Source organism: Neobacillus sp. S1115 (assembly GCF_055385565.1).
The window spans coordinates 3,151,347-3,173,294 of sequence record NZ_AP038275.1; the positions used below are offsets into that span (position 1 = coordinate 3,151,347).

General features: G+C 36.4%; 25 protein-coding genes and 1 rRNA gene. 7 read left to right on the forward strand and 19 right to left on the reverse strand.

Annotation, left to right across the window (positions count from 1 at the left end; genetic code table 11):
* Positions 1-72 precede the first annotated feature (72 nt).
* The 7 genes from ACZ5B7_RS15215 to ACZ5B7_RS15245 form a co-directional block, all read right to left on the reverse strand.
* Entirely contained in the window at positions 73-2,253 is a 2,181-nt protein-coding gene (locus tag ACZ5B7_RS15215; RefSeq protein ID WP_464489950.1) for a malate synthase G, read from the reverse strand.
* Positions 2,254-2,339: 86 nt separating this feature from the next.
* Positions 2,340-3,806 carry an FAD-linked oxidase C-terminal domain-containing protein gene (locus ACZ5B7_RS15220; RefSeq protein WP_464489951.1) on the reverse strand — a complete coding sequence of 489 codons (1,467 nt, stop codon included), beginning with the start codon at positions 3,804-3,806 and terminating at the stop codon, positions 2,340-2,342.
* Positions 3,806-5,158: a (Fe-S)-binding protein gene (locus tag ACZ5B7_RS15225; RefSeq protein ID WP_423797961.1), complete on the reverse strand. Its 1,353-nt coding sequence runs from the start codon at positions 5,156-5,158 to the stop codon at positions 3,806-3,808. The genes ACZ5B7_RS15220 and ACZ5B7_RS15225 overlap by 1 nt, the downstream gene beginning before the upstream one ends.
* A 2-nt stretch (positions 5,159-5,160) precedes the next feature.
* Positions 5,161-6,471, reverse strand: a complete 1,311-nt coding sequence (locus ACZ5B7_RS15230) for an FAD-binding oxidoreductase (RefSeq protein ID WP_464489952.1) — start codon at positions 6,469-6,471, stop codon at positions 5,161-5,163.
* Positions 6,472-6,556: 85 nt separating this feature from the next.
* Positions 6,557-7,246 carry a FadR/GntR family transcriptional regulator gene (locus ACZ5B7_RS15235; RefSeq protein WP_464489953.1) on the reverse strand — a complete coding sequence of 230 codons (690 nt, stop codon included), beginning with the start codon at positions 7,244-7,246 and terminating at the stop codon, positions 6,557-6,559.
* Between the two features lie 213 nt (positions 7,247-7,459).
* Positions 7,460-7,576 (reverse strand): 5S ribosomal RNA (rrf, locus tag ACZ5B7_RS15240).
* A gap of 245 nt (positions 7,577-7,821) precedes the next feature.
* Positions 7,822-8,118 (reverse strand): hypothetical protein, encoded by a 297-nt coding sequence (locus ACZ5B7_RS15245; protein WP_464489954.1) that lies wholly within the window; start codon positions 8,116-8,118, stop codon positions 7,822-7,824.
* 241 nt (positions 8,119-8,359) lie between these two features.
* Here ACZ5B7_RS15245 and ACZ5B7_RS15250 point away from each other — a divergent pair, with 241 nt between their 5' ends.
* Genes ACZ5B7_RS15250 through ACZ5B7_RS15265 form a run of 4 tightly spaced genes read left to right on the forward strand, consistent with a single transcriptional unit; the run spans position 8,360 to position 9,752 of the window.
* Positions 8,360-8,626: a helix-turn-helix domain-containing protein gene (locus ACZ5B7_RS15250; protein ID WP_464489955.1), complete on the forward strand. Its 267-nt coding sequence runs from the start codon at positions 8,360-8,362 to the stop codon at positions 8,624-8,626.
* 18 nt (positions 8,627-8,644) lie between these two features.
* On the forward strand, positions 8,645-8,983 hold the full coding sequence (locus tag ACZ5B7_RS15255) for a hypothetical protein (RefSeq protein WP_464489956.1): 339 nt from the start codon (positions 8,645-8,647) through the stop codon (positions 8,981-8,983).
* A gap of 3 nt (positions 8,984-8,986) precedes the next feature.
* A complete protein-coding gene (locus ACZ5B7_RS15260; protein WP_464489957.1) occupies positions 8,987-9,316 on the forward strand; it encodes a hypothetical protein in 330 nt (109 codons plus the stop codon).
* Between the two features lie 52 nt (positions 9,317-9,368).
* A complete protein-coding gene (locus ACZ5B7_RS15265; RefSeq protein ID WP_464489958.1) occupies positions 9,369-9,752 on the forward strand; it encodes an HTH domain-containing protein in 384 nt (127 codons plus the stop codon).
* Positions 9,753-10,215: 463 nt separating this feature from the next.
* On the opposite strand, the gene ACZ5B7_RS15270 is transcribed toward ACZ5B7_RS15265, so the two are convergent.
* Positions 10,216-10,692, reverse strand: a complete 477-nt coding sequence (locus tag ACZ5B7_RS15270) for a hypothetical protein (RefSeq protein WP_464489959.1) — start codon at positions 10,690-10,692, stop codon at positions 10,216-10,218.
* A 50-nt stretch (positions 10,693-10,742) separates the two neighbouring features.
* Positions 10,743-11,012 carry a hypothetical protein gene (locus ACZ5B7_RS15275; RefSeq protein WP_464489960.1) on the reverse strand — a complete coding sequence of 90 codons (270 nt, stop codon included), beginning with the start codon at positions 11,010-11,012 and terminating at the stop codon, positions 10,743-10,745.
* 94 nt (positions 11,013-11,106) lie between these two features.
* Here ACZ5B7_RS15275 and ACZ5B7_RS15280 point away from each other — a divergent pair, with 94 nt between their 5' ends.
* On the forward strand, positions 11,107-11,340 hold the full coding sequence (locus ACZ5B7_RS15280; protein ID WP_464494503.1) for an HNH endonuclease: 234 nt from the start codon (positions 11,107-11,109) through the stop codon (positions 11,338-11,340).
* A 52-nt stretch (positions 11,341-11,392) separates the two neighbouring features.
* Here the strand turns inward: ACZ5B7_RS15280 and ACZ5B7_RS15285 are convergent, their stop codons facing one another.
* Genes ACZ5B7_RS15285 through ACZ5B7_RS15295 form a run of 3 tightly spaced genes read right to left on the reverse strand, consistent with a single transcriptional unit; the run spans position 11,393 to position 14,177 of the window.
* The gene (locus tag ACZ5B7_RS15285) at positions 11,393-12,403 is read right to left on the reverse strand and encodes a hypothetical protein (protein WP_464489961.1); all 1,011 of its coding nucleotides are present in this window, start codon (positions 12,401-12,403) and stop codon (positions 11,393-11,395) included.
* Between the two features lie 47 nt (positions 12,404-12,450).
* Positions 12,451-13,419 carry a hypothetical protein gene (locus ACZ5B7_RS15290; RefSeq protein ID WP_464489962.1) on the reverse strand — a complete coding sequence of 323 codons (969 nt, stop codon included), beginning with the start codon at positions 13,417-13,419 and terminating at the stop codon, positions 12,451-12,453.
* On the reverse strand, positions 13,416-14,177 hold the full coding sequence (locus ACZ5B7_RS15295; protein ID WP_464489963.1) for an HNH endonuclease: 762 nt from the start codon (positions 14,175-14,177) through the stop codon (positions 13,416-13,418). Before ACZ5B7_RS15295 ends, ACZ5B7_RS15290 begins: the two co-directional genes overlap by 4 nt.
* Before the next feature lie 120 nt (positions 14,178-14,297).
* On the opposite strand from ACZ5B7_RS15295, the gene ACZ5B7_RS15300 reads away from it, so the two are divergent.
* Positions 14,298-14,807: a hypothetical protein gene (locus ACZ5B7_RS15300; protein ID WP_464489964.1), complete on the forward strand. Its 510-nt coding sequence runs from the start codon at positions 14,298-14,300 to the stop codon at positions 14,805-14,807.
* Between the two features lie 112 nt (positions 14,808-14,919).
* Here the strand turns inward: ACZ5B7_RS15300 and ACZ5B7_RS15305 are convergent, their stop codons facing one another.
* From ACZ5B7_RS15305 to ACZ5B7_RS15320, 4 genes are all read right to left on the reverse strand, one after another.
* Complete coding sequence (locus ACZ5B7_RS15305) at positions 14,920-15,642, reverse strand: BA5345 family protein (protein ID WP_464489965.1); 723 nt, start codon at positions 15,640-15,642, stop codon at positions 14,920-14,922.
* Positions 15,643-15,799: 157 nt separating this feature from the next.
* The gene (locus tag ACZ5B7_RS15310) at positions 15,800-16,417 is read right to left on the reverse strand and encodes a hypothetical protein (protein ID WP_464489966.1); all 618 of its coding nucleotides are present in this window, start codon (positions 16,415-16,417) and stop codon (positions 15,800-15,802) included.
* A gap of 329 nt (positions 16,418-16,746) precedes the next feature.
* Positions 16,747-17,553, reverse strand: coding sequence for a hypothetical protein (locus tag ACZ5B7_RS15315; RefSeq protein ID WP_464489967.1), 807 nt, complete (start codon positions 17,551-17,553; stop codon positions 16,747-16,749).
* 231 nt (positions 17,554-17,784) lie between these two features.
* A complete protein-coding gene (locus tag ACZ5B7_RS15320) occupies positions 17,785-18,231 on the reverse strand; it encodes a hypothetical protein (protein ID WP_464489968.1) in 447 nt (148 codons plus the stop codon).
* An 857-nt stretch (positions 18,232-19,088) separates the two neighbouring features.
* Between ACZ5B7_RS15320 and ACZ5B7_RS15325 the strand changes: the two genes are divergently transcribed.
* The gene (locus ACZ5B7_RS15325; protein WP_464489969.1) at positions 19,089-19,652 is read left to right on the forward strand and encodes a recombinase family protein; all 564 of its coding nucleotides are present in this window, start codon (positions 19,089-19,091) and stop codon (positions 19,650-19,652) included.
* A gap of 226 nt (positions 19,653-19,878) precedes the next feature.
* Here the strand turns inward: ACZ5B7_RS15325 and ACZ5B7_RS15330 are convergent, their stop codons facing one another.
* From ACZ5B7_RS15330 to ACZ5B7_RS15340, 3 genes are all read right to left on the reverse strand, one after another.
* Positions 19,879-20,541 (reverse strand): hypothetical protein, encoded by a 663-nt coding sequence (locus tag ACZ5B7_RS15330; RefSeq protein WP_464489970.1) that lies wholly within the window; start codon positions 20,539-20,541, stop codon positions 19,879-19,881.
* A 314-nt stretch (positions 20,542-20,855) separates the two neighbouring features.
* Positions 20,856-21,485: a helix-turn-helix domain-containing protein gene (locus ACZ5B7_RS15335; protein ID WP_464489971.1), complete on the reverse strand. Its 630-nt coding sequence runs from the start codon at positions 21,483-21,485 to the stop codon at positions 20,856-20,858.
* A 126-nt stretch (positions 21,486-21,611) separates the two neighbouring features.
* Entirely contained in the window at positions 21,612-21,740 is a 129-nt protein-coding gene (locus ACZ5B7_RS15340; protein ID WP_464489972.1) for a hypothetical protein, read from the reverse strand.
* Positions 21,741-21,948: the final 208 nt, after the last annotated feature.

The following is a 21,948-nucleotide window of genomic DNA, read 5'->3' on the forward strand; positions in this document are numbered from 1 at the left end:
ATTTAAACTGTTGAATTTTTTCCAAGGCATTCTCATTACAAGAATGCCCCGAAATTCATCTATTCAAATCGATTATTGTTTCACTGCGAACTTAGCCTTTGCTTCAATCCGTCTGCGATGCAGGATTGGCTCGGTATAGCCATTTGGCTGGTCATAGCCTTCAAAAATCAAGTCGCAAGCAGCCTGGAAGGCAACGGAGTCGTCATAGTTCGGAGCCATGTTGTGATACATCTGATCTCCTGCATTTTGCTTATCAACAACCTTGGCCATGCGCTGCAATGTTTCAAGAATTTGCTCTTTCGTACAAATACCATGGTGAAGCCAGTTTGCCAAATGCTGGCTGGAAATTCGCAATGTAGCTCTGTCTTCCATTAACCCCACGTCATTGATATCTAGTACTTTTGAACAGCCAACCCCCTGATCTACCCAGCGGACAACATAGCCTAAAAGAGTTTGGCAGTTGTTGTCAAGCTCTGCCTGGATTTCTTCAGGAGTCCAGGATGGGTTCTTTGCAACAGGAACTTGTAAGATATCATCTTGGAAGTCTCCAGTTTGATGAAGCATTTCATTCTGTACTTCTTTTACATCTACTTCATGGTAATGCAGTGCATGCAATGTCGCAGCAGTTGGAGATGGCACCCAAGCTGTAGTGGCTCCCGTTTTTACATGACCAATTTTTTGCTTTAGCATTTCCGCCATTAAATCCGGCATAGCCCACATGCCTTTGCCGACCTGTGCACGGCCCATGAATCCGCTTGAAAGCCCGGCAATCACATTGGATTGTTCATAGCCCTGGAGCCATTTGGATGCTTTCATATCATTTTTACGAACCATTGGACCAGCTTCCATGGAAGAATGAATTTCATCGCCTGTTCTGTCAAGGAACCCGGTATTAATAAACACAATCCGGTCTTTTACCTGTTTGATGCATGCCTTCAAGTTCAAAGTGGTTCTGCGTTCTTCATCCATAACACCGATTTTTAACGTATTGCGCTCAAGTCCAAGCAAATCTTCGACGCGGTCAAATAGCTGATTGGCAAAAGCAACCTCTTCTGAACCATGCATTTTTGGCTTTACAATGTAGACTGAACCCTTCTCCGTGTTTTGGAATGGACCATTGCCTAAGAGTGTATGTTTGGCAATAAGGCTAGTTAGAACGGCATCCAAAATACCTTCCTGAATTTCCTCACCATTTGCGTCAAGAATGGCACTATTAGTCATTAAATGTCCGACATTGCGGACAAATAACAAGGAACGTCCATTTAAAGTGATTTCCTCTTCGGCCGGAGACAGGTAGCTGCGATCTGGATTGAGTGTCCGTGTCATCGTTTTATTGCCTTTTTCAAAAGTAGCTGAAAGTGTACCTTTCATAAGGCCTAACCAGTTGCGATAGACGAGCACTTTGTCTTCAGCATCTACGGCCGCTACAGAATCTTCGCAGTCCATAATGGTCGTGATCGCCGATTCAAGGATCACATCCTTCACGCCAGCCGCATCCGTACTGCCTATCGGATGATTTCGGTCGATTTGAATTTCAAAATGAAGTCCATTATTTTTTAAAAGAATGGCGGATGGATTTTCCTGCGTTCCCTGATAGCCGACAAACTTTGTTTCATCTTGTAACCCCGTCGTTGTTCCATTATTTAATGCAACCTGTAGTTTACCATCTGCTACGGTATAGGAAACAGCGTCCTTATGCGATGCTCCTTGTAATGAAGCCGCTTGGTCAAGAAAATTCCTTGCAAATTCGATGACCTTTGCACCGCGTACAGGATTGTAACCTCCCTCACGGCTGGCACCAGCTTCTTCGCTGATCGCATCCGTTCCATAAAGTGCATCATAAAGGCTTCCCCAACGGGCGTTGGCAGCATTAATGGCATAGCGGGCATTATTAACTGGTACAACTAACTGCGGTCCGGCTTGAACAGCGATTTCATCGTCCACATTTTCAGTTGTAATCTCAAAATCTTCTACCTCCGGTTCAAGGTAGCCAATTTCGGTTAAAAATGACTTATATGCTTCGAAATCAAAGTTTTCATTATTTTCGCGATACCATGTGTTCAGTTTGTTTTGAATATCATCACGAATTGCCAGCAGCTCCTTGTTTTTAGGCGTTAAGTCGCTGATTAACGCTTCAAAACCGGACCAAAACTGATCGGCAGTCAATCCGCTTTCCGGAAGTGCTTCCGAGTTAATAAATTCATAGAGTTCCTGGGCCACTTGTAGATTTCCCTTTTTTACATAATTAGTCATGATGATGTTCCTCCCTTGATTTGGTAAAAGTAATAGTTTCGAAAAATATGTTAATGGATTGAATGGGAACTTCCATGCCGTTAAAATTAGGATGTAATAGCAGTTTCCTTTTCTTTTAGATCCCTCTTAATTTCCACGCATCGCCCCGGCATCGGGAATAGTTTGCCGGCATTTAATAGATTATCAGGATTGAAGACCTCTCGAACATCCGTTTGCGCGATAATTTCTTCATCAGTGAAGACGAAGCGCATTTCTTCTCTTTTCTCAATTCCGACGCCGTGTTCACCGGTGATAGTACCGCCCACATCTGCACAAGCCTGCAAACAGGCACTTCCGGCTACCAAAGCCTTTTCACTTTGTCCAGGAATTCTGGCATCAAAAAGAACTAACGGGTGCAAGTTTCCATCTCCCGCATGAAAAATATTCGCAATCCGGAGTCCGGATTCTTCACTAATTTTGTTAATTCTATTTAGAACTTCCGGCAGTTTGCTGCGAGGGATAACGCCATCCTGTACTAAATAATCAGGAGAGATCGCGCCCATAGCACCGAAACCTGTTTTCCGGTTCGCCCACCATCTGCCGCGTTCCGCCTCATCCTTTGCTGCTCTGACCTCACGTACGTTCCTTTTTTTGCAGACGTCAAGAATTTGATTAATTTGCTCATCCAAACCAGCTTCAATACCATCTACTTCAATCAGAAGCACGGCTTCGATATCCTTAGGATGCCCGACTGGGAAGGCGGCTGCCTCAACCCCTTCAATCGCTGTTTTGTCCATCATTTCTAGAGCGGCTGGGACAATCCCTGCAGAAACAATATCGGAAACAGCCTGTGAGCCGTCTTCCACTTTATCAAAATAAGCCAGCACCGTTTTCTTTGATTCAGGGTTTTTTAGGATACGGACTGTTATTTTGGTAACAATCCCTAATGTTCCTTCAGACCCTGTTAATAGCCCGAGTAGATCATAGCCCGGCTCATCAGGAATGCCGTTGGCTCCAATTTCAACAATCTCACCGTTTGGTAAAACAACTTCGAGACCAAGGATATGGTTGGTTGTTACCCCATATTTTAAACAGTGAGCACCTCCGGCATTTTCCGCAACATTTCCACCGATTGTACAGCAATACTGACTGGATGGATCTGGCGCATAATAGTAGCCCTTATCAGAAATGGAGTTCGTCAGCTTTAAATTGACGAAGCCTGGTTGAACCACAGCGCGGCGATTCTCGAAGTCAACACTTAACAGCTTTTTCATTCGAACTAAGCTAATAATGACCTCACCATTTAAAGGGATGGCGCCGCCACTTAAGCCTGTTCCTGCCCCACGTGCGAGGAATGGCAGTTGATTTTCTGCGCAATATTTCACTAGGGCAGCCACTTCCTCAGTGTTATTCGGGAATACAACGGCTTTGGGCAAATGCCTGTGTAATGTGAAGCCATCACAGTCATATGCGATGAGATCTTCCTTATTGTAAATAATCGACCGGGCGTCTCCTACGATCCTTGCAAGATTTAAAATATGCCGATCGGTTGATTTGATTCCCTTGACCGCCATTAGAGTTCCCCCTTGCCGTCTTCTTTTTGGTAAGCCCAATCGAGCAGCTGAACTGTGTGGACAATTTTTTGATTTCTGCCATGCTTTTGTACACCCATTGCCATCTGGAGCATACATCCTGGGTTCCCCATCGAGATCATTTCGACATCATCAGGGACATTTTGCATTTTGTTCTCAAGGACGGCAGAAGCCATTTCCGGATTCGTAATATTGTAGATTCCCGCACTGCCGCAGCAACGGTCCGAATTTGGCATATGAACCATTTCCACTCCAGGAATATTGATCAACAGATCGCGCGGTTCTTGACGGATCCCCTGTCCATGCGCCAAATGGCAGGCATCGTGATAAGTAATCCGAGTTTTTAATTCTGCTTTTGGTATTTCGTAGCCTGTATCATAAAGGTGTTTCGAAATGTCCTCTACCTTCGCAGAAAACTCTTCCGCCTTTTCATGCCATTCAGGATCATCCTGGAATAACTCAGGATATTCCTTTAAGGCACAGCCACAGCCAGCTGCATTGACAATCACCTTATCAGAATCCTTAAATGCCTCGATATTTTGTTTTGCCAGCTTTCTTCCCATATCACGGTCCCCCGCATGGACATGCAGTGCTCCGCAGCAGGTTTGGTTCTTTGGAATCGTTACATCATTCCCGTTACGGGTTAAAACGTTAATCGTTGCTTCATTAATATCACTGAACATCACGTCCATCACACAGCCTGTTAAGAATGCCACCTCGCGCTTTGTTTCCCCTTTGGACTTAATGACATTGACATCTTTGTATTTTTTTCGAACAGGCTCTTTCACCTCGGGCATGATCGCTTCCATATCGACAAGATGCTGCGGCATGATATTAATCAGCTTTGACTTTCTTACAACCTTTTGCATACCGCTCTTTTGATAGAATCGCAGCAGGCTTCCAAGTTTATTGAGGCGATTTTGATGCGGGAATAATCCCTGCAGGAACACCTTGCTTACCGCACCTTTAACGCCTGTTAACGGCATTGCTTGGCGAATCTGGCCGCGGGCCTCTTCAATCAATCCGCCGACTTCCACATCCGCTGGACAGGCAGTTGTACAAGCACGGCAGTCAAGACAAGCGAAAACAGGATCCATAAACTGTTCATTGACAGTGAGCCGTCCTTCCGCCACCGATTTAATCAAATGGACGCGGCCGCGCGGAGAATGTTGCTCCTGACCAGTAATTTCATAAGTTGGGCATGATTCCAAACACATACCACAATGTACACAATCTGCCCATTTGCTTTCATCTGGGTGATCCTTCGCCAGATAATTACTTAAACTAGTTGTGCATGCTGGGTCTTTCTTTAAATCTGCTTCTATAAGACTCATCATTAAATCCCTCCCACAAATCGTTTAGGATTAAGAACTCTATTTGGGTCAACCTTGGATTTGATCCCTTCTAATAGGAAGAAATGTGATGGCTTTTTACCCCAGGTGTCAACTTCCGGTCTTAAGGCAAAAGGTAAATGATTAATGACGGTGTACCCGCCAAGTTTTGTGGACAATTCTCTTGTTTGCTGAATGGCTGAAATGATATCATCCTTTGAACCGCTAAGGTTAATTTGACATAAGCCATGGCCTAATCCGCCATGCGCTTCGACATCTAAGTTGTGAGAATCATTAAGGAGATGACTTTCTTTTACGACGTGCGATACATCCATGTTAATGACACCAATTTTCAAAGAAGCCTGTGTTGAATCTGTGGAGGAGTTTGGTGAAAGTGAGTAAAATTTGTTCCAAAAAGACTGTGCTTCTTGTTGAGAAAGAACTTTCAATTCTGAATGGGCCGGCTGAATGCTTTGGATAAAGCTCTCTTGATAGCGTACCGATGTTTCAACATCCTCAAGACTAACCGCGATTGTGTAACAGTCATGGCCAATCAATCTTTCTGACAATGCTGGACTAAGCAATTCCAGCGTTACGGGTTCCATCGTAGAATCTAGAAGCTTGGTAGCAAACGCCCTGATTTCTTCCATATTTCCTTGTGGGAATAATACTAAATTCAAACTTTCATATTTAGGGAGCGGTCGAAGCTTTACGGTTACTTCTGATATCACACCGAGCGTACCCATCGAACCGATAAACAATTTATTCATATCATAACCGGCGACGTTTTTGACCACTCTTCCGCCTGAACGAATCACTTTACCATCTGGATAAACGATTCTTAGCCCAATGACAACATCTCTTGAAGAGCCATAACCCAATCTTTTGGGACCGCTATCATTCGCTGCGATAATCCCCCCAATTGTTGCAGATTCTGGGCAATAAGGATCGAGTGAAATTTTTTGCTTAAACTGTGCCAAATACTCCTGCAATTCCTTGAAATTGGTACCGGCCTTAACTGTTAACGTCATATCGCCGACGACATGTTCTACAATACCCTTATAGTTTGATAACGAAAGTAAAATATCGGCTGATTCGGTTAAACCGCCAAATCCCTTTTTGGTTCCATTGCCTTCTACGTTTACCTTTTTACCATTATCATTGGCAAATTTAAGAATGCTTGCTATTTCTTCTTCTGTTTGCGGAAACACCTTGACTGTGCCGCTATTTCCCAGCGGATGGTTTTTATCTCCTTCGATGACTCGCTCTGTTGATAAAATGGCCTGTAACTCTGTTAAAAGTTCTGTGGTAATCACTACCAACACCTCCTAGTTGCGCAATAAGCAACTCAGTTTCTGCTATTTCTTAAAAAAATGAAATCACTTTGTCGGCCTGCTTAGCCTACTGTAAGACAAGACTGTTCAAAAGCTCTTTCTCGACGTAATCCAAGTGTTCCATCATCATCTGTTTCGCATTCTCAGGTTTTCCTAGCTTAATGGATTCATAGATTTTAAAATGTTGTATTTCCATCATCTTAGCAGTGGTTGGGTTTTTCTTAATATAGTGGTGAAAATCAATCATGGCGTTCTTCATTGTTGTTGAGATAAATTCTAAAAGTTGAATAATGATTTCATTTCCTGCCGCCTTGGCAATGGCTGTATGTAACAGATAATCTGAATCCCACCCATTCATCGTTGGGTTGGCGAAGATTTCTGCCATTAACTGCAAATCTTCTTCTTTTCTATGTATAGCGGCAAGCTCAGCAATTCCTGGTTCTAAGATCTTTCTAACTTGATAAAGTTGACTGATATCTCTTGGTTGGGTAAGCAGCAAATGATTGTTGAAGAGTCTCGTTGAGTCAAATTCCAAAATATAAGTTCCTTCTCCTTGCTTTACATCGACAATACCTTTTCCTTTTAAGGTCGTAATAGCATCACGGACTGCGGAACGGCCAACACCAAACATTTCACATAGTTCCCTGACCGAAGGAAGCTTTTCTCCCACCTGAAACGTACCGGATCTAATCATCTCCTCGATTTGCTCAGCAACAGAATCGGACACTTTCTTAGTCGAGATCTTTTGGATATGCAAACATCTCCCCCCTTCCTTTCAGATATCACATATCTGACAAGTTACAACGATTACCTATATTAAACCATCTTTAACAAAAAAGTTCAATTAATTTTCTGAATAAATTATTTTTTTATAAAATTCAGTAATGATGCATGGGGACGGTTCTCATGCATCATTTATATATGAATTGCTAACAAAAAAAGACAACCAGAAAATGGTTGTCTTTTTTTTGCCCGGCGGCGTCCTACTCTCACAGGGGCTTTTGCCCCAACTACCATTGGCGCTGAGAAGCTTAACTTCCGTGTTCGGGATGGGAACGGGTGTGACCTTCTCGCCATTGCTACCAGACATGTTTTATTTGGGAATAATACCGGTGGTCGGGGTCGAACCGACACTCCTTACGGAACACGATTTTGAGTCGGTTAGTTCCTGATTACTTTATAAATTATCGTAAATTACCAGTGATATTAAGTAATTCTACAGTAATTGTAGTATGTTGCCTTTTCACCTATTCACACGATTAGTTAACAATTAAGATTATAGTATTGTTTATGAACTACCGCAACTAATATTTTTTACTAGTCACAAGTGTCCTAGTGCATTTTAAATCCAGCTAATCTTGGTAAAACATTATTTTCAAACTCAATCATATTTTTATCTAAAGATTTAAGCTGAGAGTCAATATCCTCCAACATTTCCTCTATACCCTTCATTTGCACCTCTGTATCTAGTAATAGTTCTTTAATTTCTTCCAATTCCTTCTCAAAATCTATAGGGTCTTGATTTTTAATTTCTTCCCCATCTATTGTCAAGCATTTTTTATTATTGTCTTCCTCAAAAACAATCTTGTCTCCACCAAATTCTTTTTCAAACAATTCTTCTAATGTCATTTTCCTCTACCTCCGAGTTTATTTTTGTAGTATCGATAATGTACTTGCAGCCGATTGAGGTTTTAGGACATTGACTTCTCTAGTATTTAATTTTGATTTTCAATCCCTTGCTTTAACAGTATTTTTTAATGTTTTAATTCAAATAAAATGTATTTCTTACCCTGTTCTAGCCCCCCTGCCATAAGCAAAGGTATAAGGGAGTTTGTACTTCCCGTAAACCACACAAAAAGGGGTGAACAGGTTGGAAAATAAAACAAGACTCCCATACAATCAGGAACTTGATTATAGAATGATAAGGCTAATTAGACATACAAGAAACCTCACATTAAAAGAATTTAGTGAGGTTATTGGCATTGACCCAGGAACAATTTCAAGACTTGAAAACGGACAGTTAAAGTTCACAGACCATTATGAGGCTATTGTCCGTGAGGGCTGTAAACAGCTAAGAATGACAGGGCAAGAATTAGCTACAATACGTGAACTTGTTGCATTGAAAAAACGATCTTAATAAAAGGTGGTAATGAATTTGTTAAACGAAAAAATAGTACGTGCTTTGGCTAATGGTGACCAAGAGACACAAGATAGAATTAATAAACTTCCTGTAAGCATGAGAATGGCTTACGGCTTGGCAGTTGATGAAATGAGACGCAAGGAAAACATTATTCCTATGGATAATGGGCTAAATCTTTATGTGCAGCCGAATAGGGCTGAGGCAGAGGAAAACGGTGTAGCTGATGCTTACAAACGTATGCTGGAGGAAAATAAGCGGAAAGACGCAGAGGCAGAAAAGAACCGGCAGGAATTTATTGAGAAACAGGCAAAGCAAGCTGCGGAACGTGCCAGGGCTGGACTACGAGGTTATTAATCTATGTTGAACCATATCTTTAACGTTATGAGGGACATTCGCAAAGAGTACAAGGAAACTAATGTAACTGCGAATCGCAACAGTAAAACCATTCATTTGCCTGTTGACTATGTGTGTAATGTGAGAGTTGATGTAGAGGGCTTAACTGATGATCTTAAGCTGTCAATTAAATTTGAGGAATCCAAGGACGGTAGCCAGTTTAGGGAGATTGGTACTTTTCCTATCCCTGACCCTCACCATGGTATTTTATTTGCAAAGTTTACTGAGTACGTCAGATACACCCTAATTGTAGACGGTAAAGAACCTAATTTAAATGTGACAGTACAATTTTGACTAAACAGCCTTTGCCTTTATGGATAGGGCTATTTTTTTTGGAGGATTAACAATGATTCAATTAAAGTACGTTAAAGAGAACCGTTATTATCAAAGAATGTTAAACCGTAAATTCGGGGGCAAGATAGTTCCCATTGACCGTTTTATTAACGGCAAAGCTACAATAAGACATTACTGTTTAGTATGCAATTCGGCATTTTGGGGCCGCCCAGGGTTCATGCTTAACCTAAAGAAACAAAGCCATTACTGTGTAGACCCTGAGGCACAGAACAAAGGCAAGTTTCACCGTAAACAATCTAAGGTTACTAATGAAATGAAAATGACTATGCTAAGACTCCATAACGAAAAAGTTTCGACCTATGAGATCGCAAAAACTTTAGGTGTCACTAGGGATACTGTCCGGTACCATTTGAATAAATTAAAGGGGACTATCTAAATGGGCACTAGTAGTAAGCAATTAGTAAAGTCGAAATGTGCTAACTATGTCAATGGACTTTGTTTAGTAAGGGATATTCCCTGCCCACTGGTGGCGGCTTTTAAATACAGAGGACATAAATTCCCCTGTGAAGAGGCTGAATGTAATTACTTTAATAAATACGTGCTAGGTACTGAAGCAGGGGAAAATGAGAGAAATACCGTCTACAGTTTTAAGTCATGTAAGTACTGTGATAATCAATTTAAACCTAGTTCCCCTGCGAATAAATACTGTAGTGAATCTTGTAAGCACTCAGCAAGGAAAAGCACTCACAGGAAATACAACAGCAAAAGAACGACAATATAAGCCTCTGCAGCCTTTACTAAATCAACGTTAAAATCTATTAAAATGGACTCTATGAGGGATAATACCTATTTTGATTCAATTTGTCGTATTATCCCTATAATTAATTAGAGTTTACATACTAATCCTCTTTTTCAAATCCTTCAGAAATGAATTTCACCATTTCTTCTTTGTCACGTTCAAAAACAATATTTATTTTATCCTCATATTCTTGCAAAGAGAGTAGTCCTTTTTCCTCCAATAATTCAGCTATTGCCCTAGTCCGTGCCCAGTTCATAATATTAACAATTCCAAACCCTTTATCTTCATTCCATTCATTTTCTTCATCAGGATTATATTCTCTATATGTAAACGAAAACTTAACAAGTGTTTCCTCATTTAATAGGCCATTATAAGTCGAGGATGAGGTTAGTCGTTTGATTTTAAATTCCATTTCTCGTGATGGAATCTTAAGGTCTAAAATCTTTTGGGCAATTAAATTACTGAACAAATGGTAGTTATTGCCACCTCGTACCTCAAAGGATAATCTAAATTCATTGTTTTCCTCAGGTACAATTTCCCCATAAACTACAACGTCATTTAACAATATTTCTTCCATAGTTATCCACTCCTTCTTTGATAACATTCGACAAAAACTGATTAATCCCTTCATTTATTCCAATTAATTAAAAACGGAAATTCCTTAATCTTAGCTGTGCGTTCAATTTCAAAAGCACACAAGCCACAAAGGATTACTTTTTTAAAGGTGACCTTTGCATATGGATGAAGAACTCTAAAGGCTTCGTGTTCTGATTCATTAAAATATTCTCCGTTACGATCAACATAATAAAATTGAGTCATTGAATCAAAACCACCACATTTAACGCATTTCAAAATGTCCCTCCCCCCCTCTATTTCTATAAATTTCTTATTCTGCATTTATTATCCTAATAGATTTAATTTTGGTCAATATTTCACCTTATTAAATAAAACTAAAAAGGGTGTTCTTGTTGGTAGAGGACTCCCTTTGGTTATGTGTGAGTTTAGTTTTAGGGGCATTTATGTAGAAATTGGAAAAGACTTTATCCACGTCCATCACCTTTTAGAATTACATCAAATTGGAGAGAAATACAAAGTAAACCCCATTGAAGACTTGCGTCCAATTTGTCCTAATTGCCATACTATGCTACATAAAAGAATACCAGCTTACAGAATTGAAGAATTAAAGAGAATTATTTATGAAAAATTAATTCAACCAGAAAAATAATTTTAACCTAGGTATTGTATGAAAATAATAAAGTCCATTAGGATACCTCATTTTAAAGTTCATCATCTATCATCAATCGTAGTTTATGTTTCTTCATAAAGTCAGCTATAAAAATTTCACCAAATTTTTCTAGAAAGTAATAATATTTATCCATTTTTGTTTTATCTAGTTCATATTCTAATCTAGCCTCATGTATTATCTCATGTCTCATTTCTATCATATCTTGTAGCACACTAACTATTGTCTCTTCATTTTCGTTGTATTTAATCTTTTTACTTAATACATCATATAAGTCAAAATTTAAATACTGTTTATAACCTCTATTAGCTGATTTAAAGTTTTGAAATGAGTACTCTTCAATCTCAATATCTATTATTGTTTTTTCCCCCGAAAGTAAATCCTTAACAGTAGAGTATGGTAATTTTTCTTTCTTGCTAAAAATTTTATTTACAGCTTCATCATTTGTCTCTATATATCTCATAAAAAATAGTTTTAAAAACGTTTCAAAAACTGAGACAAAAAACGGTAATAAAGTGTTGTTTCGTAATAACTGTTTATTAGTTATCGGAAAACCATTTTTAATATTTTCTTTTACTTCCTTTAAGTCTACATTTTCAATCAATGACTTAGCCTTATGTAGATTTTCTTTAAAATGCAAATATGCTAGACCACAAGCAATTTCAGTTCTTGATAAGTTGGGCCAGTCATTTTCAAAAAATCCAAATTCACGTTCATCAGGATCAAATATTTCGCCTCCGTATTTTTCCTGTATCTTTCTCAGTACTTCCATTTGCATTTCAATATCTCCGTAACTTCTACTTGCATAAGTCTTTGTGGTAAGCACCGTTTTAAATACCTTATTTACCTCAGGTTCATCATCTAAAAAAACCTCTTCATCATATCTGAAATCAAACCAGCACCCTCTTGTTGAAACATAATCAGCGTTAAACCAAAAGTAATCACCATAGACTTCATGTTTCTTGAACCCTAAGTTAAAAATAATTTGTTCTATATGGCCTTTATCAATATATTCATCTACTAATAAACTTAATTCAATACTCATATTCCCTCCACATTTACCTTTATGATTGTTAAGACATTAGTCATTTATTATTTTAAAATTAACTCCTTAAACCATTCATTTAATTTTTCGTTATTATCATCTCTATAAAGCTGACTTACTTTTTCTTCACTCAGTATATAAACATAAAGGGATCTTAAATAATCATCAAATTTGCTTGACATTTCTTCTAATTTTTCAATATCTCTGAATTTTTTATTCAATTTATCACCATGCACTGTTGATGACCTTACTGCATATGCATTTTTAATAAAAGTAAATATTTCTAACCGTTCCTCATAAGTTTCACCTAATATCCTTGCCATTCTTTCGGCAATTTTATGAGTGATTTCATCTTTATCAGTGGATAAAAGAGTCTCTAGTAATGTACAGTACATACCAATCTTACTTGGTAAATGTGTTTGTGTTCTAGTTGATTGTAGAAAATAATTAAACCGTTCAATTCTATTTGATACAGTATTTACTACCATTGACATTTCATCTGGTTCTTTTATCATATGTTCATGGTTTAAGCCTTTTATTGATTCAGCTAACCCCTTTAATTCTTCATATGTAAAAATTATCTGTTCATTTTTACCCTTTGAATTAAAGAAAATAGGGGTTCTCATATTAGATGTCATTGAATGAGGTGTCCCATCGGAGTTTTTTATATATAAAAATCCTTGTTGAACTGTCACACTATTATCTTTTGTTAACCACAAAAAATTTGAAAATGTTTGTGCCATTCTAAGATAATAATCTAAAATGTCTAATCTCGCTTCCCCATTGTCAATATCTATATCATGTTGTTCCATATCCCCCTGATAATATAAAAATGGTTTATCATATAATTCATCAACTTCGAGTTTACCAGCTAGTGTCATAAAAAAATCATCAATAAAAGTATTTAACCTCTCTTTGCTGTTTGAAAGTCTAATTCCTTCAATAACTTCAAGACCTTTATTTAGTACCCTTTGAACTTTTAGATTATATATACTTGCTACAAAATAAAACTTCATTTAATATCCCTCTCCACTATTTTTTTTAGTAAAGTTGTCAATTGTTCCTTACTTAACCATGGTCTTTTTCGATGTAACATCCTGTGACAATTAGAACATACTAAAATTAAATCATTCAGTTTTGTCTTAGTATCTTCCTTATATTCCGATACCGGGATAGTATGGTGACACTCAATATATCCACTACCAAGTTCACCATAGATTTTATAAAAATCAAATCCACATACCTCACAATGTAATTCGTTGTTTTCTTCTGCCATTTGCTTTTTCTTTTTTACGACGCTGCCATTACGTTCACGCTGTTTATGGATTCTGTAAAGAACTTTACCCTCAGGGAACTCTTCTTCTTCATCTTGATTGATAGGGACCGATACTTCCTCTTTATTATAAGTAACGCTTGCTATTATACTCTGTGAAATATCTTTTAACCTTTCTCTATCATTATAAAATTCATTCCACACTTCTTCTTCAAGCTTTGAACCCCTTTGAAGCCCCTTACCTTTATAATCAGGGTCAAAACGCAAAAAGTTTGAAATCTTCATAGAGACCCCATTTGGATTTCTAAATTTCTCTTCATTAGGTTTATCTTCATGAATAGGTAAGAGGTTAAGTATTTCACTAAGTTTTATTACATCCTTATTGTCACTAGTCAACTTTGTGGGGTTATCACCACTGAAATAAAGGTCAAGTGCTAAGATCAATTCATCGCGTTTCCACGGCGGATTTCTTTTCTTTTTTTCATCGTTTTGTTTATTCAATAATATCAGCCCCTATAAATATCTTTTCAAAATAATTATATAAATTGTAAAATAAAGTTAACAGTGATTGATTCTTTGTATAAACTTAAAAATTTCACATTGAATTGAAATGGAGAACTTATGATAAATTGGCAATACTATCCTAAATCAGATATAATACCTGGCCACCTAGCCGAGATTGTAAACGTATTTGAATTACATAAGGAAAAAATCGAATCACCAAAAAATAAATTACATAGTAATGAGGTATTAAAAATTTTATGTAATGGCCTTGAAAAAATAGGGTTTACTGTTGAAAAAAGTAAAAAGGCAGAGGATAAAATTTCTATTCCAGTTCTTTTTGGACGAAATGGTAAACTAGAAAAATCATTTGAAGCAGATGCTTATAATTATAATACGAAAACAGTTTTAGAAGTCGAAGCCGGAAGGGCAGTTGATAACTATCAATTCTTAAAGGACTTATTCCAAGCATGTATGACGATTGATACTCAATACCTCATTATAGCTGTCAGGAACATATATAAAACTAACCAACATGACTTTGAAAAAGTTGAAACCTTCTTAGACACCTTATATGCTAGTCAAAGGCTAAAACTCCCACTAACCGGAATTTTAATTATTGGATATTAGTAAAATAGACGCCTAAAATCTTTTAGACGTCTTTTCGCCTCTATGCACTATTTAATGATTCATTTGCTGATATACCAATGATTCCTTGTTTACCCCCAAAAAGAACATAAAGTTATTGCTTTACATCGTTTTGGCCGCCTTCGTCCACTTCATCCTCATCTTCACTATCGCTATCCTTCTTCTCCAATTCTGTATTTATAATGTCTAGCATAATCTTATTTATTTGAACAAAGCTATATTTATTTTGTTCTTGGTAATTAAACCAGACTGCACCAAGGCATACTATAAAGGAAACTAAGGTTAATAAAAATATATTGTTATCGAGGAGTGCAGCACGATTTTCTGTTGTAACAAGAAAAATAATAAAACCACTGAACATAGCCAGAGATGAAGCACCTAATCCGTGAATCCTAGAAGTCCTATTACTAAAGGAATTATACCTTCTAACTAAATCTTTGTAAGATATTTTCTTCCCGTAAGTTTCGACACTCATAAGAGAATCAAAATGCCCTTCAATTGTATACCATAGTTCCAGTCCACTTTTCTTACTTAGTAGTGAGTCTATATCTGGAATACCTTTTATTGCTAAAGCGATTTTTTCCGTTTTAATAGTCTTCCATTTTAACCCATAATAAACTTGATACAATATATAACCTAGTGGCACTCCTAAGGCTGCAAAAAAGGCTGCAAAACCAGCTACTACTGCTGGATTCGTAAATGAATTTAGCAATGAAACTACATTATACTGAACAAGAGTTAATTTAAAAATAAAAACTGTCATGAAAAATACCCATCCAGGAATACCCCACCGCAAAATTTGAAACTCCGAGTTCATTATTTTCCTCCATTGCTTTAGAATTTAAATGTTATTTGACCACATTTTACCATGCCATGCGACAAAATACGTGTTAATTATCCAAAAAGTTGGTTGTATTAACATAAAAAAGAGTATTGAGGAATCACTCAATACTCTAAAAGTTTTTGAATTATTATCAAATTGGATACAAAGTAATATATTTGTTGTTTGTTGAATTATAGTACGAAATCTCCGTACCCTCAAGCAATCTTTCATTTTTTAATACCTTAATAATTTCTTTAACACCCATTTCTACATCTATTACATAATTAAAGATATCAGCAAATCCGATCCCCATTCCTCCACCATCACAATAGCCATTACCAGTCCAAAATAAACGGTCATCAATTATATTTTGAACATTAAGTCTTTTCTTAAGAGTTGCCTCAAGGTCTTTTTGTTTATAGCTATATGTTACTTTAAGATCAGTTAGGTCGTCTTTATCTAAAAAACTAAAACCCTCCTTAATCTTTTCATTCAGTAATTTAGCCATTTGTTTTGTTGGTGATATTAGTAACTTTGGCAACTGTACAGCTTTTGTTTCTCCCATATCCCCTACAGTCCCTGAATTAACTTTTAGTAATCGTCCATCTCTCCAAATATTCCAATACAAAAATTCTTTATCATTCTGTTTAATCAATTTTGTTAACATGTCCCTTTTAGTCTTTGTTTCGTCAAATTTTGCGTAGTACATTAATATTAAATTTGTTTCCTCATTAGAAAAGCCTTTCATTTCTTTTGTTTCTTTGTTCATACCATTTTCACTCCTAAAATACATTTTAGGATGGCCATCCTATCCCTAATATCCCCCTTGCTAGGGTAATTATACTAATCTCGTATATTTCACGAGTTTACACGGAGTTCCACGAGATTACACTATTAAACAATTAAAACGATGCAAATTGTATAAACATGATTAACGTTCGAAGAATCTTGAAGTGTTTATCAAAAATCATTTTATGATCAATAAAATCCAATAACAAAAAAGGCAGGGTTAAAATAACCCCTGCCCTTCCTTATATTCTTAAAGTAAACCCCCAAAAAAATAGACCAATCCATACAATTATTAATAAGATTATTATTTTAATAATTGTAAGCTGTAGTTACCGTTCTTAAATTGCTTCTTTTAAATTCTAAAATCTCACCACTTTTATTGGCCTTGACCTTAAATTTTTCAGATTGGTTTCTAAATTCAACATTGTATTTTTCTTCATCCGTTGCGGTTTCAGTAAAGGAAATTAATATCAAATCTTGTTCATTACCAGCCACTAATTCAGCTAGGTTTTTTTGTAACTGTTTAGCATCTAAATTAGCAACTTCAAGAACACGGTGGGAATTACTAAATTTATGTTTTAGCTTTCCCCCTAAAAACTTTAGTGAATCCCACGTAGCACTTTGAACTATAGCGATTAATAGTCCTTCCCAAAAATCACTTGCCCCTCTTTCGTAAGTACGTTGTGTTTGGGATATTACTTTAAATTCAATTCCTTCATCTTCAAGAAACTTAATTACATCTTCCTTATCACCATATTGAGAATAAATTAACTTATCATAGTTTACAATTGCATTTTCACTCGATTTAGTCTTTCCGCTTGGGAACGTATTTAGAAAATTAAGAATGTAATCAATGCTATATTCCTCTTCTTCTTCTTCTTCTCCTAAAAGAAGAATTTCATCCAAATAATGAGTATCTCCAAATGAGTTAATCTCAGTAATAAGACCATCATGTTTATGTTCCATAATTACTCGATTTAGTTTATCTACGAATTCCTGAATATCTGAATCAATTTCAATAGCAACATAGAATCGAAGTTTACGACCAGTTTCAAAAAAGGTTACTTCATCCATTCTCCAATAAGAATCAATGATGTTTATGTAAATTGTATTCATTTCGGCATCTCCTTGGACCATATTTTATACATATTATTTTAGCCGTTGGATTTAAATTAATAAAATAATAGATAGAAAATGTGAGTTTTTTTGAAATCCGCTGTAAGAATTTTTTAGACATTCGATAAATTGTTATTCATAATATCTTGGTGCAGCCTTGGTGAAATGACTAATATTTTCATTTAGCTATTTTACTTGTAATAGCCCTTAGAGAATTACTAAACCCTGTTTCTATCCATAAAGATTAAAAGTTACATTTCTACACGAATTGCAGGTAAAACTATTTGGTATAGGAGAAACAGGATTATCGCAATAGATACATTTCCTTCTATTCTCTTGTCCAGATTCGTTATTTTCCACCTTTACAATTTCTACACTTTTTGATTCTAACAGTAATTTATTACAATGTTCACATTTTGTTTCTTTTAGTTTACTGCTATTAACAACATTCTTTTTACTACATTTCTTACAAGTTCGTACAATTATGTTTTTTTCTAAAAGATAATCCTTTATCAATTTTTGGATTCTTATGACATTCCTGTCATTGTATGCTTTATTTATTTCCCTTACTACATCTTTACTTTGGAGAATTAAACCCCTTATTTTCTGTTCACTTTCGTAATCGTTTCCGCATAAATTAGCTATCCACTCTTTCATCTCGGTTTGAATAGCATCCATAAGATACACCTCACGACTTTTTTACTATATTTTACCGTTTTTTCATTTAGAAAGAAATAATATCCTTATTTTTGTTAGTTTTTTCCATTTCAGGTTTTCAAACCGTTGCAAATAAATAGTGAAGCTAAGACCACAGCTGACACCCCCCTAGCCCCCCATAGGTACCCTTGCCATTGGTCAAAAAAAGTTGAGATCGAGGGAGGCAGTGACAAGGGGTATAGCATAGGGATATTGCTTGATATATACTGATTGTTATGTACAGCTACTGCACCACTATAGGTACTATTCCCCTGCTGTCGTACTGTCTCCCATGGTATCTGATAGTATCACACATGGCTGTGACTGTTCCCCTTAGTACAGCTGGTGCTATATGCCCTTGTTATCCTATACACCAGTGTTCTTATCCCTTGGTTAGTCTTACCCCTATACCTTCTATACAGCCCCTGAAAAGGGCACAGGATAAGGCATAGTAGGTGTAATTACCCCCTTAATTAATCCTCAGTAAACCCCTCTTTAAAACGCTGTAGGATAGCCTCTTATTAAAAAAACTTGTCACGCTGCTGATTCACTTCTAAAAAAAGCCCATAAAAAAAGGAGGTTAGGGTCTTGGGACACCTAACACTCCAAAACAACATAGGAAAAATCCTATATTATCAATCCGATTTTAATATATCATGTTCTTGTTTATTAGTGTTTGTACATTTGGTGAACTTTGGTAACTGAATCACTTTTCCAAAAAACGCCGGTGCCATATCTTTTAAGTATTGACACCATTTACCATGTCCTGTATTATCAATGTATCATACGGCGTCACAACTTAGTGTCATAAATAAGATGCCAAAAAGGGGTCATACATAATGAAATATGGATACGCTAGAGTAAGTACTGTTCACCAAGATTTAGAGGCACAGCTACAGGCATTAGAAAGAGAGGCCTGTGATAAAATCTATTCTGAGAAGTTCACAGGGACTAAGGCTGACCGCCCACAGTTCCAAGAGTTACTATCAATCTTAAAAGAGGGTGACACACTGGTAGTTACCAAGCTGGACAGATTCGCACGGTCAATGACACAGGGCAGTGAATTAGTCTGCGAGTTAATTAAGAAGGGTGTAAGGGTTCATATTCTCAATATCGGAATATTAGATAATACACCAGCTAGTAAACTAATTAGAAATATTTTCTTTTCATTTGCTGAATTCGAGAGAGATATGATCGTAGAACGTACTCAGGAAGGAAAGGCAATCGCTAAACAGCGTGAGGACTTCCGAGAGGGCAGACCGAATAAATTCACTAAAAAGCAAGTAGAACACGCTTTAGGGCTGTTAGAGACTCATTCATATAAAGAAGTAGAGAACATGACAGGAATTTCAAAAAGTACCCTAATTAGGGCTAAAAAGAAAATAGATGCAAGCCAGGGCTGAGTAAAATCAGCCTTTTTTGTGATTTGAAAAAACTTTAACACCGGTCCAGCCCTTGCCGTACCTAGCTTTGTGCCGAAAAAAAAGATTTTAAAATCACTATTTATCACAGCCCCTTCCCTGCATTTTAATTAAAAACGTCCAAGAATAGCCTATCCACCGTGTGAACAAATCACAAAAAAGCAGAAATTAAGATTCACTTAACTTCCGCTTGTTGAATTGTGTTTCGTTATTTTACCTGTACAAACTTATTGAAAAATTCTTTTCGTTTTCCATCATCATAGACGATAGGATTATTAAATTTATCATTCCATGAACCGTCATCTACTTTTAAGTCCTCAACCTTAAATCCTAAGTAGTCATTAACTGCTTTACGGTCTAAATTAATAGAGTATACTTTACCACTATAAGGCAAAACCATTGAAGTAGCTGTTAAATCAGGGAATTGGCGTAAAAGCCTAACATTTTCACTTACTAGAATCTTTTCGATAGCGTCTCCTGATTCAAAATAGCCTTTGTAATCCGCTTCTTTTAATTGACTATCAGGTTTCGCTTGTTTAAATTCATCATAAGAACTGTAATACTCTATAAGTCCTTTATTATCTGTTACAGAAATGGTTTTAACAAATGGTGAACCTTTAATATTCTCAGCATAGGCTTTAAACGATTCTTGATCTACTGCCTTTTGAGTTGCTACAGTCTCCTCAGTTTTAGTTTTTGAGGCTTCTTCCTTTTTCTCTTTTGATTGATTAGTTTCTTCTTTTACTTTACCTGAGGTTTCTTTTGTGTCATCTTCTCCACCGCCAGCAATTGCAAAAACAACTATAATAGCAACAACCCACACCCACCATTTTTTATAAAATGGTTTTTTTACTTTTTCTTTTTTACTCAATATGTACTACCCCCTATAAGTCATTATAGCTTTATAGTACCATAATTAGAAAATAATGGACATACAGGGGGGAGGGCATAGGGCAATATTTACACGTTTATACACTCTTTCCTCTTTTACTTCTTTATTCATTGACAGTAATCTTTTATCTTAGAATTTCTTTTAGGATAGAAATATATATTTATCTTTGTTTATATATTATTTGTTTGTTTATATTAGTTTATTTAACGTATCATATTTACCCCATGTAAGTGTAAAATATGCCCCATGTAAGTGTAAAAAATGCCTTATGAAAGTGTAAAAATTACCCCATGTTAATCACAGACCTTTGTGACTTTAACATTCATTCTATTCAATTTTTCTAACATCTCTCTTTCTGCCTGTTCCTCTAACTGCTTATAGTTGTCCAGTTCAGTGGTATTTTTTGGGGCTATTTGATTCTTTGGCTTAGTTACTGCCTTTTGTTTGATATGATTGTTTAGCCGTTCCATATCAGCTGTAGCCTCTTTTTGTAAATCTTGTTTTCGCTTTTCATATTCGGAAAACAATTCAGGCACTTGTTTTTTCAATGCCTGTTCATCTAATGGTAGATCGATAAAGTAAATATTCTTATTTGGGTGATTAGGATATTTATCCTTACGAACTAACCCAGCATTTACTAAATTCTTTATACTGTTTTTAACCGTCTTTTCACCTAGTCCAGTATCTAAGGCAATAACCTTTATACTTGGAAAAGCATAGTGATAATCAGGGTTATCCTTTTTCAGTAAGTATAGATAAACGGTTAAGTCATTACTAGAAATTATACCCGTCTTTAAGTAATTGGTTAGTAAGTCAACCCTGACTGGTTCAAAGTTGTCTACTACATTCCCTTTATACCGTTTATTGGTCCCCATAATGTTTACTGTCTGTTTGATTTTTCTTTTCTGCTGATTGTTTTCCATTCTTTATTCTCCCTTTTGTAGTTTAATGGGGTAATATTTACCCCCTAAACAAGTACTAGCAAAAGGGAAACGAATTAGGACAACGCTGCCGGACAAAAAAGAAATCTTGGAATAGACTCTGCACCACTAATCAGTACCTTTTTTCAATTCAATTTCTATATAGTAGTGTGCGATAATTAATTCCTTAATCAAATGTTCTAATGGAACCTTAATTCTGGTTTCCTTTTCGTAATGATCATTTATTTCGTTTAACATTCTAAGTAACTCGTCATCTAATTCTAATGTAATTTTGTGCATAGATACCCTCCGACCAATTTTTTATTTTTACTATCCCCCTGTTTTGATTATTAACTTTGCCTATTAACCAAAAGTAAATTCGGAAATTTATTAAAATCATAAAGTTAAATATTTACATTCTTCAATTTAAATAACTTAAGAGATTCTAACTTGCCTTAATTTAAAT

Coding starts and splice junctions, on each gene's coding strand:
- ACZ5B7_RS15215 (WP_464489950.1), bottom strand. CDS start 2,253: ATGACTAATTATGTAAAAAAGGGAAATCTACAAGTGGCCCAGGAACTC.
- ACZ5B7_RS15220 (WP_464489951.1), bottom strand. CDS start 3,806: ATGGCGGTCAAGGGAATCAAATCAACCGATCGGCATATTTTAAATCTT.
- ACZ5B7_RS15225 (WP_423797961.1), bottom strand. CDS start 5,158: ATGAGTCTTATAGAAGCAGATTTAAAGAAAGACCCAGCATGCACAACT.
- ACZ5B7_RS15245 (WP_464489954.1), bottom strand. CDS start 8,118: ATGACATTAGAAGAATTGTTTGAAAAAGAATTTGGTGGAGACAAGATT.
- ACZ5B7_RS15260 (WP_464489957.1), top strand. CDS start 8,987: ATGTTGAACCATATCTTTAACGTTATGAGGGACATTCGCAAAGAGTAC.
- ACZ5B7_RS15265 (WP_464489958.1), top strand. CDS start 9,369: ATGATTCAATTAAAGTACGTTAAAGAGAACCGTTATTATCAAAGAATG.
- ACZ5B7_RS15270 (WP_464489959.1), bottom strand. CDS start 10,692: ATGGAAGAAATATTGTTAAATGACGTTGTAGTTTATGGGGAAATTGTA.
- ACZ5B7_RS15275 (WP_464489960.1), bottom strand. CDS start 11,012: ATGCAGAATAAGAAATTTATAGAAATAGAGGGGGGGAGGGACATTTTG.
- ACZ5B7_RS15280 (WP_464494503.1), top strand. CDS start 11,107: ATGTGTGAGTTTAGTTTTAGGGGCATTTATGTAGAAATTGGAAAAGAC.
- ACZ5B7_RS15285 (WP_464489961.1), bottom strand. CDS start 12,403: ATGAGTATTGAATTAAGTTTATTAGTAGATGAATATATTGATAAAGGC.
- ACZ5B7_RS15290 (WP_464489962.1), bottom strand. CDS start 13,419: ATGAAGTTTTATTTTGTAGCAAGTATATATAATCTAAAAGTTCAAAGG.
- ACZ5B7_RS15300 (WP_464489964.1), top strand. CDS start 14,298: ATGATAAATTGGCAATACTATCCTAAATCAGATATAATACCTGGCCAC.
- ACZ5B7_RS15305 (WP_464489965.1), bottom strand. CDS start 15,642: ATGAACTCGGAGTTTCAAATTTTGCGGTGGGGTATTCCTGGATGGGTA.
- ACZ5B7_RS15310 (WP_464489966.1), bottom strand. CDS start 16,417: ATGAACAAAGAAACAAAAGAAATGAAAGGCTTTTCTAATGAGGAAACA.
- ACZ5B7_RS15315 (WP_464489967.1), bottom strand. CDS start 17,553: ATGAATACAATTTACATAAACATCATTGATTCTTATTGGAGAATGGAT.
- ACZ5B7_RS15320 (WP_464489968.1), bottom strand. CDS start 18,231: ATGGATGCTATTCAAACCGAGATGAAAGAGTGGATAGCTAATTTATGC.
- ACZ5B7_RS15325 (WP_464489969.1), top strand. CDS start 19,089: ATGAAATATGGATACGCTAGAGTAAGTACTGTTCACCAAGATTTAGAG.
- ACZ5B7_RS15335 (WP_464489971.1), bottom strand. CDS start 21,485: ATGGAAAACAATCAGCAGAAAAGAAAAATCAAACAGACAGTAAACATT.
- ACZ5B7_RS15340 (WP_464489972.1), bottom strand. CDS start 21,740: ATGTTAAACGAAATAAATGATCATTACGAAAAGGAAACCAGAATTAAG.